Below are 16,370 nucleotides of genomic sequence, written 5' to 3'. Positions count from 1 at the left end.
ACCTAAGCAACTAGTCGCTATCACTATCAAGTGCCCACATTTATTGACTGTTAATTGTTAAAGATCTTCAATTCTTTTCTGCTTTTGCTTCGAAGCGTTGTGTTCATCAGCAGCAGAGAAACGAGATTATGCAGCACTTCTAACTTCTCGTCAACCCCCTGTTTTTGGTTTTGATTTAAATCGCTTCTTACTGCTCGATTCAAACCTCAGGGATATCAACGTCTTACTGCTTGCATTACTCTTATTTACCCCAGCATTTCTGCGGGAGGCGAACTATAGCAAAGTTTCAGCGACTTGCGCAAGGCTAAATTAGATTATTTGGGGCATTGATTCAGTAACAGTTAAAATACGCCTTTGATTTATTGAGTGCATTAATAATTATGTTACGTCTGACCGACATACAACTCCCGCTAGACCACGCTGAAGGCGATTTAAAACAAGCGATATTGAAACGCTTAAATATTGAATCCGCGGATTTAATTAGCTTTGAAGTATTCAAACGTAGCTATGATGCACGTAAGAAAACCGCGATCGTGTTAATTTACACCGTTGACGTAACAACTTCGGATGATGAAGCCTTATTACATAAAATAAAAGATATACAAGGCCAAGCGAAAGTTACTAGAACTCCAGACACTAGCTACAAATTTGTAACTCACGCTAGCAGGAAACCATTTAAGCGTCCGGTAGTAATAGGCTTCGGCCCATGTGGCTTGTTCGCAGCGCTTATATTGGCGCAAATGGGATACAAACCTATCGTTCTTGAACGAGGTAAAGCTGTAAGAGAGCGAACCAAAGATACTTGGGGTCTTTGGAGAAAGCGTGAATTACAACCCGAATCGAATGTTCAATTTGGCGAAGGTGGGGCTGGCACATTCTCTGACGGCAAACTATATAGCCAAATCAAAGATCCGAAACATTATGGTCGCAAGGTGCTAACCGAGTTTGTTAAGTCTGGCGCCCCCGAAGAAATCATGTATGTCAGCAAACCGCATATCGGCACTTTCCGTCTGGTAAAGATGATTGAGGAAATGCGTAGCAACATTATTGAACTCGGTGGAGAGATACGTTTCCAGCAAAAGGTAACCGACTTTGACATTCAAGATGGTCAAATTGTAGGCCTGACTATTAATGATCATGAAAAGCTGGAGGCAGATCATGTTGTGGTTGCAGTAGGCCATAGTGCCCGCGATACATTTCAACTCATTTACGATAAAGGCATTTATGTTGAAGCAAAACCTTTTTCGGTGGGCTTCCGCATTGAACATCCTCAATCGATTATTGATAAAGCACGTTTCGGCCCGAATGCAGGCAATAAAATTCTTGGCGCCGCAGATTACAAGTTAGTCCACCATGCCAAAAACAATCGGTCCGTCTATAGCTTTTGCATGTGCCCAGGCGGAACAGTAGTTGCGGCGACATCCGAAGCTGGTCGCGTAGTAACCAATGGCATGAGCCAATATTCACGCAACGAACGAAATGCGAACAGCGCTATTGTGGTGGGAATTTCACCTGAAATCGACTATCCAGGACACCCACTTGCTGGCATCGACTTTCAACGTCAGTTAGAAAGCAAGGCATTTGAAGTCGGCGGAAGAAACTACAATGCACCAGGTCAACTGATCGGCGACTTCTTAGCAAATCGCCCATCTTCGGAATTGGGCGAGGTCATTCCCTCTTACAAACCAGGTATCAGTCTGTGCAACCTCGCTGACGTTTTACCCACTTTCGCTATCGAAGCAATTCGCGAGGCAATCCCAGAGTTTGACAAACAAATCAAAGGATTTGCACTAAAAGATGCGGTGTTGACCGGGGTAGAGACTCGCACATCATCGCCAATTAGAATCAAACGCAAAGATGATGACCTGCAAAGCATCAACACCCAAGGCTTTTATCCAGCAGGCGAAGGGGCTGGCTATGCGGGGGGTATTCTATCGGCCGCCATTGACGGCATTAAAGTAGCCGAGGCAGTCGCTCTGAGCATTAATCGTAAGCATGGGTAAATATGCATAAAAAAACCGGGTCGACTACGCACCCGGTTTTATAAAACTATTTAAACGTATGAGCGTATGCGCCTATGAACGCATCAAATTAACTCACTAATTCCTCAAGGCCTGCTGCCAATTCCGAGATTGGTGGCATGTCGTTCAGTATATAATCTGCTGAAATACCTAGCTTAGCTAGCACCTCATGCGGAATCGTTGCTTCCATTTCTTCTTTCGAATACTTATTTTCTTCTACACGTGATCGCCACACTGCTACATGCACGACACCTGCCATCGGCTCAAAAGTTTGCGCAGCCAGTGGCTGAGGAAATCCTTTAATTACCGCAGAAAAATTATCAGGAAAGCGCCAGCGCTTAGCCAATTCTGCGCCAACATCTGAGAAATCATAACCAAAAGAGGTACGCTCCACATCCAAGCGCCGCGCATCCAACAATCCAGCAATTTTATCGATTTGCAAAGTCTGTTCAGGCATTGCAGCATGCATCACTAGCTGACCAATTGCATGCATTAGACCGACAGTAAAGGCAAAGTCTGAATTACCACTAATTTTCTTTGCCAGACATTTAGCGATAACCGCCGTATGCATGCTGTAGCGCCAAAACTGTTTCAGATCCACGCCAGGCATCGCTTTGAATCCGCCCGTCAGACCACTACTAATAACCAAGGTGCGAACTGTCATAAACCCCAGCATTAGTACGGCATCATCCACAGTTCCAACGCTACGAGATGAATGGTAGTAAGAAGAATTTGCCAAACGCAGTATCTTTGCACTCAACACTTGATCTGCGGCTAACTTACGAGAAATATCATCGATTGACACATTGTCGTCATTAAAGCTATCAATCACTTCTTGGACAACTTTGGGAATCGTTGGTAAAGCTGTTTGTTGCTGAAATAGCGCGTCGAAATTCATAGATATCTCCCAATTTTTACAGCATCAAAGACCATTCGAAGCAAGCATCAATCAAACAGATTCATGCCCGTTCGTTTCCGACGTAAACTTTTTTATTATCAATGTCTATTATGTTTGTGATTCAACATCAATTTACGCAAAGAAATAATACTCCGATAAGTGCATAAGGAGAATATTTATCATAGAAGCTATGAGAAAAAACGACAGCTTATTCCTCTCTCACGCCATCTATGCTCAGTTCCTGAATTTTTCTGCTGATGGTATTTCGTCCTATTCCTAAACGAATCGCTGCTTCATTTTTGCGTCCATGCGTATGTCTTAAGGCCGCTTTAATCACAACACTTTCAAAATCACGACTCAACTTTGACATAATTTCTTGTCCACCTTGTTGCAACAAACGTTCTGCCTCATGCTCCAAAGAGCTAAGCCAGAAATTCTCAGTTTGCATCGAGATCGCTGCATGATTAGGTACTCGCGTACCGACTTCAACGACCGCATTACTCGTGGTCATCGGCAATAATTCACTCGGCAAATCAACGACCTCGACCACCTGCCCTGGCGCCATCACAGTAATCCAATTACATAAATTTTCTAACTGCCTAACATTACCCGGAAATTCTAAGCCCGAGATATACGTCAATGCAGAATCAGACAAACGTTTTGCGTCAACGCCCAATTGCTTTGCACTTTGAATCAAGAAATGCTTCGCTAATAAAGGAATATCCTCACGCCGTTCGCGCAAGCTGGGAACACGCAAGCGAATAACATTGAGTCGATGGAACAAGTCTTCTCGAAACACCCCCTCTTTCACGCGTTCTTCTAAATGTTGATGAGTCGCGGCAATCAATCGTACATTCGCTTTTAATGGTTGATGTCCACCCACGCGATAAAAATGTCCATCAGAGAGTACACGCAACAAGCGCGTCTGTAGATCAAACGGCATGTCACCGATTTCATCTAAAAACAAGGTGCCACCTTCCGCTTGTTCGAATCGACCGCGGCGAGCAGATTGCGCGCCAGTAAAAGCGCCTCGCTCATGTCCAAACAACTCTGACTCAAGCAGATCTTTAGGAATTGCCGCGGTGTTTAGTGCGATAAAAGGCTGATTCACGCGTGGACTATGTTTATGTAATGCACGTGCCACCAACTCCTTCCCACTGCCAGACTCACCCGTAATCAACACAGTTACACTCGATTGCGACAATCGACCAATTGCGCGAAATACTTCTTGCATTGCCGCAGCATGTCCTAGGATCTCTGTTTCAACATCAGCGACTAACTCAATTGTCGCTTCACGTGCACTTTCTTCCAGCGCACGCCGAATTAATTCAACGGCCTTTGACAAATCAAACGGTTTTGCTAGATATTCAAAGGCACCTCCTTTGAAGGCAGCAACCGCTGAATCGAGATCAGAAAACGCCGTCATAATAATGACCGGCAAACTCGGCAAGCGCTGCTTAATCGTTTGCAACAAATCCAATCCCGATGCGCCGTTCATACGAATATCGGAGACCAACACTTGTGGCAATTCTTCGTCGAGCGCGGTCAATACATCATCTGGATTCATAAAACTACGCGTAACAAAGCCTTCTCGTGCCAACGCTTTTTCTAGCACCCAGCGAATAGAATCATCGTCATCTACAATCCAAATGTTTTTCTTCATTGATCAGCATCTCTTAAATTAAGTTTTCTTGCCGCACGCACCGTTTGAGCGCATACAGCGAAGTGATTCATGCGCGATTGTGGTTCACGGCAATGGAATCAAGATTCGAAAATCGGTACATCCAGGACGACTTTCGCAATCAATAACACCAGCATGCTGCGTAATAAAAGCTTGTGCCAATGTTAGTCCCAATCCACTACCACCATCTCGCCCAGAAACCAGCGGATAGAAAATCCGGTCCCGAATATTCGGTGGAATGCCCGGCCCGTTATCAATGATATGCAAATCTAATGCCAGCCTGTAGCGTATTTTTGCAAGGGTAATTTGGCGCACCACGCGTGTCTTAAAAATGATCTCTGCATCACCATCCGCCATGCGCATACGCAGCGCTTGTGCAGCATTATGTGCGATATTTAACACCGCTTGAATCAACTGTTGCTGATCACCACGAAACTCAGGAATCGATAAATCGTAATCGCGTTTAATCACCAAGCCTTTCGGAAACTCAGCCATAATCAAACTACGCACACGCTCACAAACCTCGTGAATATTGACGTCCGCGATCACTTGCGGCAAACGATTTGGTGCCAGCAAACGGTCTACCAACACCTGTAGTCGATCCGCTTCTTTGATAATGACTTGCGTATACTCGCGCAATTCTTTGGCATCTCGCTCTGGCAACTCTAACTCCAATAATTGCGCTGCTCCACGGATGCCGCCTAGCGGATTTTTAATCTCATGCGCCAGATTTCGGATCAATTCTTTATTCTCTTTATTTTGATCCTGCATCCGCTCTTCGCGGTCTAGCTTGAGTTGCTGCACATTCTCTCGCAGCTCAATTAAGACAGGGGTTTCCGCATGATCGAGTGCGGTGACGATACTATGTACATGCAACGGGTCTCGCCCGGTTCTCTCCAAGATCATATCTTGACGACGATCCGCAAACTGCTGAGCAATCGCTTGCTCAAAACCACTTAACAGTTCATCGCCATTCAAAAATAAATCTTTCAACTGTAGTTTGTGGAGTAACTTAAAAGGACGCTCTAGTAAATTTTCAGCTGCTGGATTGGCATAAACAATGCAGCCATTGGGATCCATCACCAACACCGCTGAGGCCAATAACTCTAATCCCGCAAATTTATTCATGAATATTTCAGAGACTCAAAATTAAATTAAAAAAAGGCCGCAATTGCGACCTTTTCTGAGATATCTGCAACGCAGATCTTACTTCAGGTTGCTAATTTCACGTTTTAACGCTTCGATGTTTTTTTCTGTACGCGCTAAATCATTCTTCAAATTATTCACCCGCTCTACATATTTTGATGGCTGACGCTCATCTGCACGACGCTCAACCTCACCACCGTTATATTCTTTCTTAATTGCTGCCAATTTTTGCTCTTCAACCTTAAGCTCGTCCATCAAAATTTGCTTACGATCTGAATCCCGCGCTTTTTGGGTACTATCATCAACCTTTGGAAAATTACCTGGCGTCGCAACTGGCTTCGCAGTAGAAGTAGTCGCTGCCTTTTTGGTTGGTGCAGGAACAGTATTTACATGAGGTAAATCAACTAACTTACAGCCTTTCGTAATACCTGTATTTTTATACTCTTTCTTTCCATTTGCATCCACACACAAATAGACATCAGACTGCGCTAATGTCGGAGCAGCGCACAAAAAACATAAACCAAGACCAATCAGATATTGCTTCATATTGGGTAAGTAAAGTAGTCAATAAGAGCTAAGTGTATGCCAAGCCTTGATTTTGCACAATTACCCATCGTAGATCGAATAAAAAAGCGGGGCATGCCCCGCTTTTTCCCGACTTTATTACAGTGAATAGTACATATCGAATTCAACTGGGTGCGTCGTCATACGCATACGCTGAACTTCTTGCATCTTCAATTCGATGTAAGCATCGATCATGCTGTCACTGAATACGCCACCGCGTGTCAAGAATTCGCGATCTTTATTCAACGCATCCAAAGCTTCTTCTAAGGATGCGCATACTGTTGGGATCAATGCGTCTTCTTCTGGTGGCAAATGGTACAAATCTTTCGATGCTGCTTCACCTGGGTGAATCTTGTTTTGCACGCCATCCAAACCAGCCATCATCAATGCAGAGAAGCACAAGTATGGATTCGCCAGTGGATCTGGGAAACGCGCTTCAACACGACGTGCTTTTGGATTCGCCACGTATGGAATACGGATAGAGGCAGAACGGTTCTTCGCAGAATAAGCCAATTTAACTGGCGCTTCGTAACCTGGCACCAAACGCTTGTAGGAGTTTGTACCTGGATTGGTGATCGCGTTCAATGCTTTTGCATGCTTGATGATACCGCCGATGTAGTACAAGGCGAAATCAGACAAACCAGCATAGCCATCGCCTGCGAACAAGTTTTTGCCGTCTTTCCAGATCGATTGGTGAACGTGCATACCTGAACCGTTATCGCCAACGATAGGCTTAGGCATGAATGTCGCTGTCTTGCCGTAAGTATGAGCTACATTCCACACTACATATTTCAAATTCTGAGTCCAGTCAGCACGCTCTACCAAAGTGGAGAACTTAGTACCAATTTCGTTCTGACCTGCGCCAGCAACTTCATGGTGGTGCACTTCAACTGGAATGCCCAAGGACTCCAAAATCAAGCACATTTCAGAACGCATATCTTGGAAGCTGTCGACTGGTGGAACTGGGAAGTAACCGCCTTTAACTGTAGGACGGTGACCAGGATTGCCGCCTTCCATTTCTTTACCTGTTGTCCAAGATGCCTCATCAGAATCAATCTTCACGAAGCAACCAGACATATCTACTTTCCACCGTACGCTATCGAAAATGAAGAATTCTGGTTCTGGGCCGAAGTACGCGGTATCACCAATACCTGAAGATTTCAAATAAGCTTCAGCGCGTTTTGCGATAGAACGTGGATCGCGGTCGTAACCCTTACCATCTGCAGGTTCGATCACATCACATTGCATGAACAATGTGGTTTCTTCCATAAATGGATCGATATTCGCTGTGTTTGGATCTGGCATCAACAACATGTCAGACGCTTCAATGCCTTTCCAACCTGCGATAGATGAACCGTCGAACGCATGACCAGATTCGAATTTATCGATATCAAAAGCGGAAATAGGCACGGTAACGTGCTGTTCTTTACCGCGTGTGTCCGCAAAACGGAAATCAACGAATTTCACTTCGTTGTCTTTCGCCATTTTCAACACGTCTGCTGGGGTCATTGCCATTTGAAACTCCTTCTATCGCTCAAAAATAAGATTAGGAACTGCTATATCAAACTAAAATACCAAATCAAAACACGCTAAGAAATGCACTATTATGTGATTTCTGTATTCTCAGTACGACGAGTGAAAGTATTTTTTGCACCATCACCATGCACAGAGATTGAAGAACATGCCGACGATATTAGCAGAAAGCGTGCCATGTACAAGTCAAACTCGACAATTAAACTGTTTAAATTAAGTCTTTGTTTTACAAAGAAAATTTAAATTCACTTTTGTTGTACCACTTTAGCACGAAAACCATTTGCACTAAAATAGTGCATGCAATTTAATTCGCACCTTTTTGATGCATATTTTTCGCCCCGATATAGTGCAGCTTGAATTTAGGTATACAGACGACATCTATTAGACTTGATTTGTCCTTTTACATAAGGATAATGTACTGCTATACATAATCGAAAATTGGCATCGCCCCATCAGCAATCTAAAGAATCGAGATAGAGAAAAAACAAGACACCAATTTCTCCGCTTTATTCAAGCTTACTTAGTCTTACGCAATCATATTCAGCCAAACTTAGTCTCAACAAGGAACATTTCTGATGAACGACCTAATTCAAAAAGCAAGACAACGCGGCCAGGAACAAAACTTGGCTTACGCCGGCGCGGTAACGCCGGAAGAAGCATTTAGTTTGATACAACAAGATCAAAGCGTAGTTTTGGTTGATGTCCGCACCAATGCTGAAAGAGATTGGGTTGGTCGCGTGCACATCCCAGAGTCACAACACAAAGCCGTCCAGTGGAGTTTGTACCCTGGCGGCGCACCTAATCCAGACTTCATGAGGCAATTACAAGACGCCGTTCCTGATACCAATAGCGTGATTCTGTTTCTATGCCGTTCTGGCGTGCGATCACGTCATGGTGCTAAGTTGGCAAGCGAACATGGGTACACCGCATGCTTCGACATCCTGCAAGGATTCGAAGGCGATAAAGATACGCACGGTCACCGCAAAACGCTAGGTGGATGGTGTTCAGCAAATTTACCTTGGCTGGGCGCATAAATCAGATTCGCGATGTTTGATGCTAGTTGGACATAGCTCCACCTAGAGAATAAAAAGTGAGTTAATCAAAAAAACCCGCTACGCATTGTGATGCGTAGCGGGTTTTTCAATTGGATTTCGATACAAAACTACTGCACTGAAATCCAACAATGATTTACTTAAATTTATAGCTGGCAGAGACACTCACCACGCGACCAAATAAATTCAAAGCGTGGTTATATCCTTCCCAACCATAAGGATCATAGAATGGTTTGGTGTTGAGTACATTCTTGATGTTCATCCCCAAACGCAAGTCCTTAATCGGCGTCCAACCCAAACTCAGATTCACGGTCTTGAATGCAGGCGCGCCGCTACAATGCGTAGGTTCTACCGCAACGCCAGCTGCCTTACAAGTTTGAGAATTATTATTCAAAGCATCATTTTTGTCATAAGCCCACTTGGTACCTCCGGTGTAATTCACAAATAAGCTACTTGTAAAATCACCATACTGCCAACTTAAATTCAAATTTGCGCGCAATTTTGGATTGCCATAGTAGCCAATATAATTTTGTGAAAACCCGTATCCATCATCGCCGTTGTAAGCATTGCGATTCATAATCGTCGCGGATGAGCCTAAATTCAGCTTGCCGTAAGTTCCAAGATCAAAGCGAGCATGGGCATCCACATCGAAGCCATCAATCATAGTGCGCCCACGATTCATGTACTTATTCGTCAGCCCCGCCAAAATCCCAACCGAATACTTCGGTACACCACCCGCGCAAGCACTTGCGTTTGCCGGATTAGCACACATACTCGCTACGGCCGCCATATTTGCCTTATCAAAATCAGTGATCGGTGCGCGCACTGCATTTGGTGCACCGATCAAGGCAGGACCATATTTTTCAACCGCTTGATCATATACTTCTGTGAAGTCTTGACGCACGATTTCATTGCGACGATAAACAAACCAGTAGTCAAGTGAGATATCGAATTGCTTGCTGGCTTGATAGACCAAACCGAGCGTACTAATCTTGGCTTTCTCTGGCTGTAAGTTCGGATTTGGAGGCGTCAATCCACCGATATTGATACTACAATTTGAGTTCAGCAATGACTTGCCTAGTTCTTGATCTGTCGGTGTCACTGATTTAATCAACAAATTAGCGATCGCATTTGTTTCATCACAGCGCACCTTGTCGCGCATGCCGCCACGCTGTGCATATACACCACCGACGCCAGACTCTGCCAAATTCGGTGCTCGGAATCCTTGCGAATACGTGCTACGTACCAAGAGATCGCTGACTGGACGATAAGTAACCCCAATCTTCGGTGCGATATTTGCGGAGAAGTTTGGATACTTATCAATACGTGCAGCAGTATTCACTTCAAGATTTTTTGCAAGTGGAAAAATTGCTTCACCAAACACTGCAGAAATCGTACGTGAACCATCAAACCATGAGCCGCCTTGTTGAGTGATTTTACCGTTTGCGGCATCTTGATTACCTGGCGTTTCAAACTCTTCACGCATCAGATTCACACCAAAAGCCGCTCGCGCATCACCACCAGACATCTTAAATAAGCTGCCTTCTAATTTCGCATCCCACGTAATTAGTTTTGTCCAAGATTGAATATCAAAAGTTGGATAGGCTTGACGTAATAATTCTGCATTCTTGTCGCTAATTACGCCAAACTGATACGCTGGATTGTCCGCGATATACGTACGCTTGGTTACTGGATCAACAGTGAAAGGACCGAAGGCTTTTTCAAATCCATCTTTGTTGACATTAATCGTTTGATACAAGGTCGAGTGACTTCCCGCGACAGCTAAAGCAGACTCAAAATCCCACTGACCGATGGAGCCTCGTACACCTGCCATTGCACGATACGTTTTATCGGTATTTTGTTGGCCGAAATGCCCTTTCGCATCTTGCATTAAATACGTCAATCCTGCAGCGCCTCCCATTTTATCTTTGAGTTCTTGACTCATATTTTTTAGGTAGACATTATTCGGTCCTAGGTAGGGATATGTGAAAGTATTCAATGTCGTACCTGTATTGCGTGAATACCAGTTCGCTGTGCCGCCACCACTACTAAATGAACGCGGCCCATTTTCACCACGCATATCAATATCTGTATAAGCCACTTCAGCAAACCCTTCCCAATCTGGGGAGAGATTCATGCGTCCGCTGACAAAAATAGTGGCACGATCTGAGGTCGGTCCAGTGTCTAATGCATACGGCAAAGTATTCCACACACAACGCGTACCGGATCCTTCGGTAATGAATGTTGAGCAACCCGGAGCTGCCTGTTGATAGCGTTTGTTATTCGCGTTTTTATCGAATACAAATAAGGTTCCTGTATTTAATACTCCCGGTTGGCTACCCTCGGTAATCCGGAAATTGCTAATGTAAGTTGGATTGTTTTTGTAGAACTGTGCTGGGCGTTTCAGATACGTATCTTCTAAAGCGATGCGGTCACGTTTATACAAATTCACCGACGCATAGACGTTGTAGTTATCTTTCGCCAAATCACCATATCCAAATAATGCGCTGGCTTGACGTTCACCATAGGACTTAACATCACGCGAACTATCAATCGTCGCACTCGCTTGCAAACCGCTATACGACTTCTTTGTAATGATGTTGATGACACCAGCAACAGCATCCGATCCATACACCGCAGAAGCGCCGTCGGTTAACACTTCCATTCTTTCAATCGCAGCTGCTGGAATCGCATCAATATTGACGAATTGCGTTTGAAATCCCTCTGGTGCGCCATAAAAAGACAAGCGACGACCGTTTAACAAAATCAAAGTTCCTTGCGCGCCCAAGCCTCGTAAGTTCGCTTGAGAAGCACCATCGGAGCCAGTGAACATCGAGCGAAAATCTTGCTGTGCTGGACGTGCTGCAGGTAAGTTATCGAGCACTTGCATCAAGGTACGAGCGCCCATGCTCTCAATTTGTTTGGCATCGATAATTTGTACTGGTGACGCAGTCTCCGCATTCACGCGTTTAATGCTCGACCCTGTCACTTCTACCTTCTGTACTTTTTCTTGCTTCTTATCTTCATCTTCCGCGGCAAAGCTACTAGAAGCAAATCCTATCGCGAGCAGTGCTGCCGCAATCTTAGTCAATCTCATTGGTATCTCCTATTTTTGGTTAAGTCATCTCATCATCAATGATTCAAATGCATCATCCGATTGCAGATAGCACCTCGGTGCATATACGGCGGCAAGCATGGATAAAATGCCGACAACTCAAAGAATAAAGGGGAATAGAAAAAGCCAACAGCGACAAATAATTAAGCGCACATCAAGTAAAATTTTATGAAAATAATCGCGAAAAATGGCGAGCGATCGTCGAGAGAATCCGAAGCAATTCAAAATGCGAAGCGCGTGAATTTGCACGCACGATTCATGACGACGTCATCATTACAATGCGCATTTGCGAAAAGAAATTAATCAAAAAAGAAAGTGCGTTAAAGCGTATGAATGTCGAAGAAAATCGACACCAGCAGCAATCGATTTTTCAGAGAATAAATCGCAGCAAAGTTTCAATCATCAATTTATGTAGACAATGATTTCCATGCATTGACATATGCATCAGCGCGTTCTTTCACTTGTGCGGCGGCATCACCAGCTTGATATAAATTGGAACCAAGTCCGAATCCATTCGCGCCAGCCTGAACATAAGTCGACATACCTTCAGGCCGCACGCCACCAACAGGTAAACATAAACAAGACTTTGGCAACACTGAGCGCCATGCTTTTAAAACCGACGGAGGAACACTTTCTGCGGGAAATAATTTTAGTGCGTCTGCCCCATGCTCCAATGCTGCAAAGGCTTCCGTGAGCGTTGCAACACCAGGAGTACAAATCATGCCGCGTTGTTTCGCAGCTTTGATGAGTTTGACCTCAGCGTGTGGCATCACAACCAAGCGCCCACCAACTTGGTGTAATTGATCTAGCTGTTCTTCATTCATGACAGTGCCTGCGCCAATCAAACAATTGGAAGGTAGGTCTTGTACCAACAAAGAAATACTGTCGATCGCATTAGGTGAATTCATCGGCACCTCAATACAACGAAATCCTGACTGCACCAGTACGCGGCCAATTTCTACGCTTTCATGCGGATGAATGCCACGTAAAATCGCAATCAATGGGAGTTCGTTAAAGTAGTCTGAAATGTGCATATAAAAAACCTAAACAACCAAAACAATCACAGCAATAAATCAATCAATGAATCAAATAAAGAATCAACTTAGTCTAGCCACAACTGGCAACGATTGCAGAGCAAATTTTCTAGCAGCAGTGTAACCAATTCTGATTAGCAAGAACATCGAGATAAATTATCGATCTCATTTAGATTTGTTTAATCACCAGCCAATTTATTCACGTAATAATTCACCAGCGAGTTCGGTACTCTCTTTTAAGGTTTGCAACACAATATTTGATCGTATATCGAGCACGCCAGTGGTTTTGTATAAGCGCTCAAGAACAAAAGCAGAATAGTGTTTCAAATTGCGAGCACGTACACGCAATAGATAGTTCGCATCGCCAGTGATGATGTAAGAACCGACCACCTCTGGCCAGCTTTGCAGGGCTTTTGAAAAGTTCTCATGCCATTGTTCAACATCACGTCGCATTGTGACCTGTACAAATGCATCCACTTCCAAACCCAATACATTGGTATCGAGCACGGCGCGATAGTGACTGATCACACCACTCTCTTCGAGTGCCCGCACGCGGCGCAAACATGACGAAGGCGAGAGGAATACCCGCTCCGCTAAATCTTGGTTGCTAATACGCCCATCTGCTTGCAATAGCTGCAGGATCTTTAAGTCGGTAGGATCGAGGTTCATTGAATTTTTACGTCACTTATCAAGCATAAAGCAACATATTATTCTAATTTATCGATAAAACCCGAAGAATTTTGCAAGAACGCATCAAGAATTTCGACATAAAATATGCCTTCTAATTCGATCTAACACTTCTAAAAATACACAAGCAGTTAGACATTTCAAACAAATCGACTAAGCTCTACTGTATTTCCTATCGTTGCCTTAGCCCACTCATTATTCATATAAAACCCTATGACTAGCATTGACCAACTATATTGCAAAACGCTTGACCAAAACGATCCACTGGCTGCATTACGTGAGGAATTTAATCTTCCTGCTGGCATGATCTACCTTGATGGTAATTCGCTCGGTGCACAACCGAAAGTCGCCTTTCAACGAGCACAGCAAGTAATTCAAGAAGAATGGGGCAACGATCTGATCAAGAGTTGGAACAAGGCGGGCTGGTTTGATCTGCCTTCACGCTTGGGCAACTTGCTTGCACCGCTCATCGGTGCGGATGCAGATGAAGTGGTGGTAACCGACTCGACCTCAATTAATCTATTTAAAGCGATCGCCGCAGCTTTGAACATACAGTCCAAAAAAGCGGATGCCAACACACGCAAAGTTATCGTCACAGAGCGCAGCAATTTTCCGACCGATATCTATATGGCAGAAGGATTGACGCAATGGTTAGATCGTGGCTATCGCCTGCATTTAATCGACTCAGCTGAAGAATTGAGCAAGGCCATCAACCAAGATACCGCCTTAGTCATGCTCACGCATGTGAATTATCGCAGCGGCGCCTTGCATGATATGGCAGCTGTCACGGCGATGACACACGCGCATGGCGCACTATGTTTGTGGGATCTCGCCCATTCTGCAGGCGCGGTTGAGGTCAATCTACAACAAGCAAACGCTGATTTCGCGGTGGGCTGTTGTTACAAATATTTGAACGGTGGTCCCGGTGCGCCAGCTTTTATTTGGGTACCGAAACGACATCAAGCTGAATTCCATCATCCGCTAACGGGTTGGTGGGGACATGCGGCACCATTTGCGATGCACCCATCATTTACCGTCACGCCAGACATACGCCGCGCACTTTGTGGGACACAGCCTATCGTGTCCCTTGCAATGATCGAATCTGGTTTACAAGTGTTCGCAAAAACCTCGATGGCAAGCGTGCGCCAAAAATCCTTGGCATTAACCGATTTATTTATTCAACTAGTGGAAACACGCTGTGCGCAACATCAACTCGAATTGGTGACGCCACGTGAACATGCGCAACGCGGCAGCCATGTCAGTTTTACACATCAACATGCTTACGCGGTGATTCAAGCGCTAATTGAACGCGGTGTGGTTGGCGATTATCGTGAGCCAGGCATCATGCGCTTTGGTTTTACTCCGCTTTACACCAGTTATACAGACGTTTGGAACGCAGTTGAAATTCTGCGCGACATTCTCGATTCGCGCAGTTATAACACCAACATACAACGTAATGCGGTGACTTAATCTAGTGACTTATTTTAGTGGCTTCACTAAGTGAATCACCAAGCAATCATCCAAACAATCAAGAGAGATTTATGACGACAGATCACACACAAAATGAGAGCAAATGCCCGATGCCTTGGCATGGTGCCAAACTCGATTTCAGCAAAGACATGAGCTATGGAGATTATCTCGGCCTACATCAAATCCTATCAGCGCAACATCCCTTATCACCAAACCACAATGAAATGCTTTTCATCATCCAGCATCAAACGAGTGAGTTATGGATCAAATTGATGCTGCATGAATTGCACGCTGTACGACAACAAATCCGCCTAGGCGAGCTGCCGCCTGCCTTCAAGATGCTGTCACGCGTAGCACGTATCATGGATCAGCTAGTCCATGCATGGGATGTACTGGCAACCATGACACCAAGCGAATACACTGCGATTCGCCCCTACCTTGGCAATTCATCAGGTTTTCAATCACATCAATACCGCGAACTGGAATATCTGCTCGGGAACAAAAATGCGACCTTGCTACAAGTCCATGAAAAAGCACCAGAGGCACATGCTAGCTTAGAAGCAGCTTTAAATTCACCGTCGATTTATGATGAAACCATTATGTACATGGCACGTAACGGTTTTCAAATCGATCCCGCGCGCTTGCAGCTAGACTGGACCAAGACTGTGGTTGCCAATGATTCGGTTAAACTGGCTTGGCAACAAGTCTATCAAGCGCCCGAGCAGCACTGGGCATTTTATGAACTAGCGGAAAAACTGGTGGATATGGAAACCTCGTTCCGCATTTGGCGCTTCCGCCATGTCACGACGGTGGAACGTATCATTGGATTTAAAACTGGCACAGGCGGTACAGCTGGAGTCAGCTATTTGCGTAAAATGCTTGATGTTGTGTTGTTTCCAGAGCTGTTCTCGATACGAACTGAACTATAAAGCCGCATTTCTTCCCATCTAGCTAAGAAACACCAAAGACCAAATTAAAATAGAACGAAGCTTCGTTAATAATCTAGCTTCGTTCTGTCTTTATTCATTGCTACCAGCCTTATCATTGCTACTAGCAATATCCTCTCAATCCTTCCATCCAAAAAATCATCAATTCAATGTGAATCAGCACACATTAATCGAATTTTTGCGATTAATTATTGGCAATAAACAGCTGCCGCAAAAGCTAGG

General features: G+C 44.6%; 12 protein-coding genes. 4 read left to right on the top strand and 8 right to left on the bottom strand.

What is annotated here, in order from left to right:
• The first annotated feature begins 380 nt into the window (after positions 1 to 380).
• Positions 381 to 2,003 (top strand): NAD(P)/FAD-dependent oxidoreductase, encoded by a 1,623-nt coding sequence (locus IE103_RS17145; RefSeq protein WP_189347502.1) that lies wholly within the window; start codon positions 381 to 383, stop codon positions 2,001 to 2,003.
• A gap of 88 nt (positions 2,004 to 2,091) precedes the next feature.
• Here the strand turns inward: IE103_RS17145 and IE103_RS17140 are convergent, their stop codons facing one another.
• From IE103_RS17140 to glnA, 5 genes are all read right to left on the bottom strand, one after another.
• Positions 2,092 to 2,919 carry an HDOD domain-containing protein gene (locus tag IE103_RS17140; RefSeq protein WP_189347500.1) on the bottom strand — a complete coding sequence of 276 codons (828 nt, stop codon included), beginning with the start codon at positions 2,917 to 2,919 and terminating at the stop codon, positions 2,092 to 2,094.
• Positions 2,920 to 3,127: 208 nt separating this feature from the next.
• Positions 3,128 to 4,582 carry a nitrogen regulation protein NR(I) gene (gene ntrC, locus IE103_RS17135; protein WP_189347498.1) on the bottom strand — a complete coding sequence of 485 codons (1,455 nt, stop codon included), beginning with the start codon at positions 4,580 to 4,582 and terminating at the stop codon, positions 3,128 to 3,130.
• Positions 4,583 to 4,666: 84 nt separating this feature from the next.
• The gene (glnL, locus tag IE103_RS17130; protein ID WP_189347495.1) at positions 4,667 to 5,728 is read right to left on the bottom strand and encodes a nitrogen regulation protein NR(II); all 1,062 of its coding nucleotides are present in this window, start codon (positions 5,726 to 5,728) and stop codon (positions 4,667 to 4,669) included.
• Between the two features lie 78 nt (positions 5,729 to 5,806).
• The gene (locus IE103_RS17125) at positions 5,807 to 6,292 is read right to left on the bottom strand and encodes a DUF4124 domain-containing protein (protein WP_189347493.1); all 486 of its coding nucleotides are present in this window, start codon (positions 6,290 to 6,292) and stop codon (positions 5,807 to 5,809) included.
• Between the two features lie 117 nt (positions 6,293 to 6,409).
• Positions 6,410 to 7,825, bottom strand: a complete 1,416-nt coding sequence (glnA, locus tag IE103_RS17120) for a type I glutamate--ammonia ligase (protein ID WP_189347491.1) — start codon at positions 7,823 to 7,825, stop codon at positions 6,410 to 6,412.
• Positions 7,826 to 8,418: 593 nt separating this feature from the next.
• Between glnA and IE103_RS17115 the strand changes: the two genes are divergently transcribed.
• Complete coding sequence (locus tag IE103_RS17115) at positions 8,419 to 8,877, top strand: rhodanese-like domain-containing protein (RefSeq protein ID WP_189347489.1); 459 nt, start codon at positions 8,419 to 8,421, stop codon at positions 8,875 to 8,877.
• A gap of 154 nt (positions 8,878 to 9,031) precedes the next feature.
• On the opposite strand, the gene IE103_RS17110 is transcribed toward IE103_RS17115, so the two are convergent.
• From IE103_RS17110 to IE103_RS17100, 3 genes are all read right to left on the bottom strand, one after another.
• On the bottom strand, positions 9,032 to 11,992 hold the full coding sequence (locus IE103_RS17110; RefSeq protein ID WP_189347488.1) for a TonB-dependent receptor plug domain-containing protein: 2,961 nt from the start codon (positions 11,990 to 11,992) through the stop codon (positions 9,032 to 9,034).
• A gap of 425 nt (positions 11,993 to 12,417) precedes the next feature.
• Positions 12,418 to 13,044, bottom strand: a complete 627-nt coding sequence (locus IE103_RS17105; protein ID WP_189347485.1) for a 2-dehydro-3-deoxy-6-phosphogalactonate aldolase — start codon at positions 13,042 to 13,044, stop codon at positions 12,418 to 12,420.
• Between the two features lie 195 nt (positions 13,045 to 13,239).
• Positions 13,240 to 13,713, bottom strand: a complete 474-nt coding sequence (locus IE103_RS17100) for an Lrp/AsnC family transcriptional regulator (RefSeq protein ID WP_189347484.1) — start codon at positions 13,711 to 13,713, stop codon at positions 13,240 to 13,242.
• A gap of 231 nt (positions 13,714 to 13,944) precedes the next feature.
• Between IE103_RS17100 and kynU the strand changes: the two genes are divergently transcribed.
• Together kynU and kynA are read left to right on the top strand one after the other, a co-directional pair.
• Positions 13,945 to 15,201 (top strand): kynureninase, encoded by a 1,257-nt coding sequence (gene kynU / locus IE103_RS17095; protein WP_189347482.1) that lies wholly within the window; start codon positions 13,945 to 13,947, stop codon positions 15,199 to 15,201.
• Positions 15,202 to 15,272: 71 nt separating this feature from the next.
• Positions 15,273 to 16,130: a tryptophan 2,3-dioxygenase gene (gene kynA, locus IE103_RS17090; protein WP_189347480.1), complete on the top strand. Its 858-nt coding sequence runs from the start codon at positions 15,273 to 15,275 to the stop codon at positions 16,128 to 16,130.
• The last annotated feature ends 240 nt before the right edge of the window (positions 16,131 to 16,370 follow it).

The organism is Affinundibacterium macrobrachii (assembly GCF_014652415.1).
Taxonomy (GTDB): Bacteria; Pseudomonadota; Gammaproteobacteria; order Burkholderiales; family Burkholderiaceae_D; genus Undibacterium; species Undibacterium macrobrachii.
Note: the sequence above shows the minus strand (reverse complement) of the source record. Positions and strands in the feature narration are given on the sequence as shown.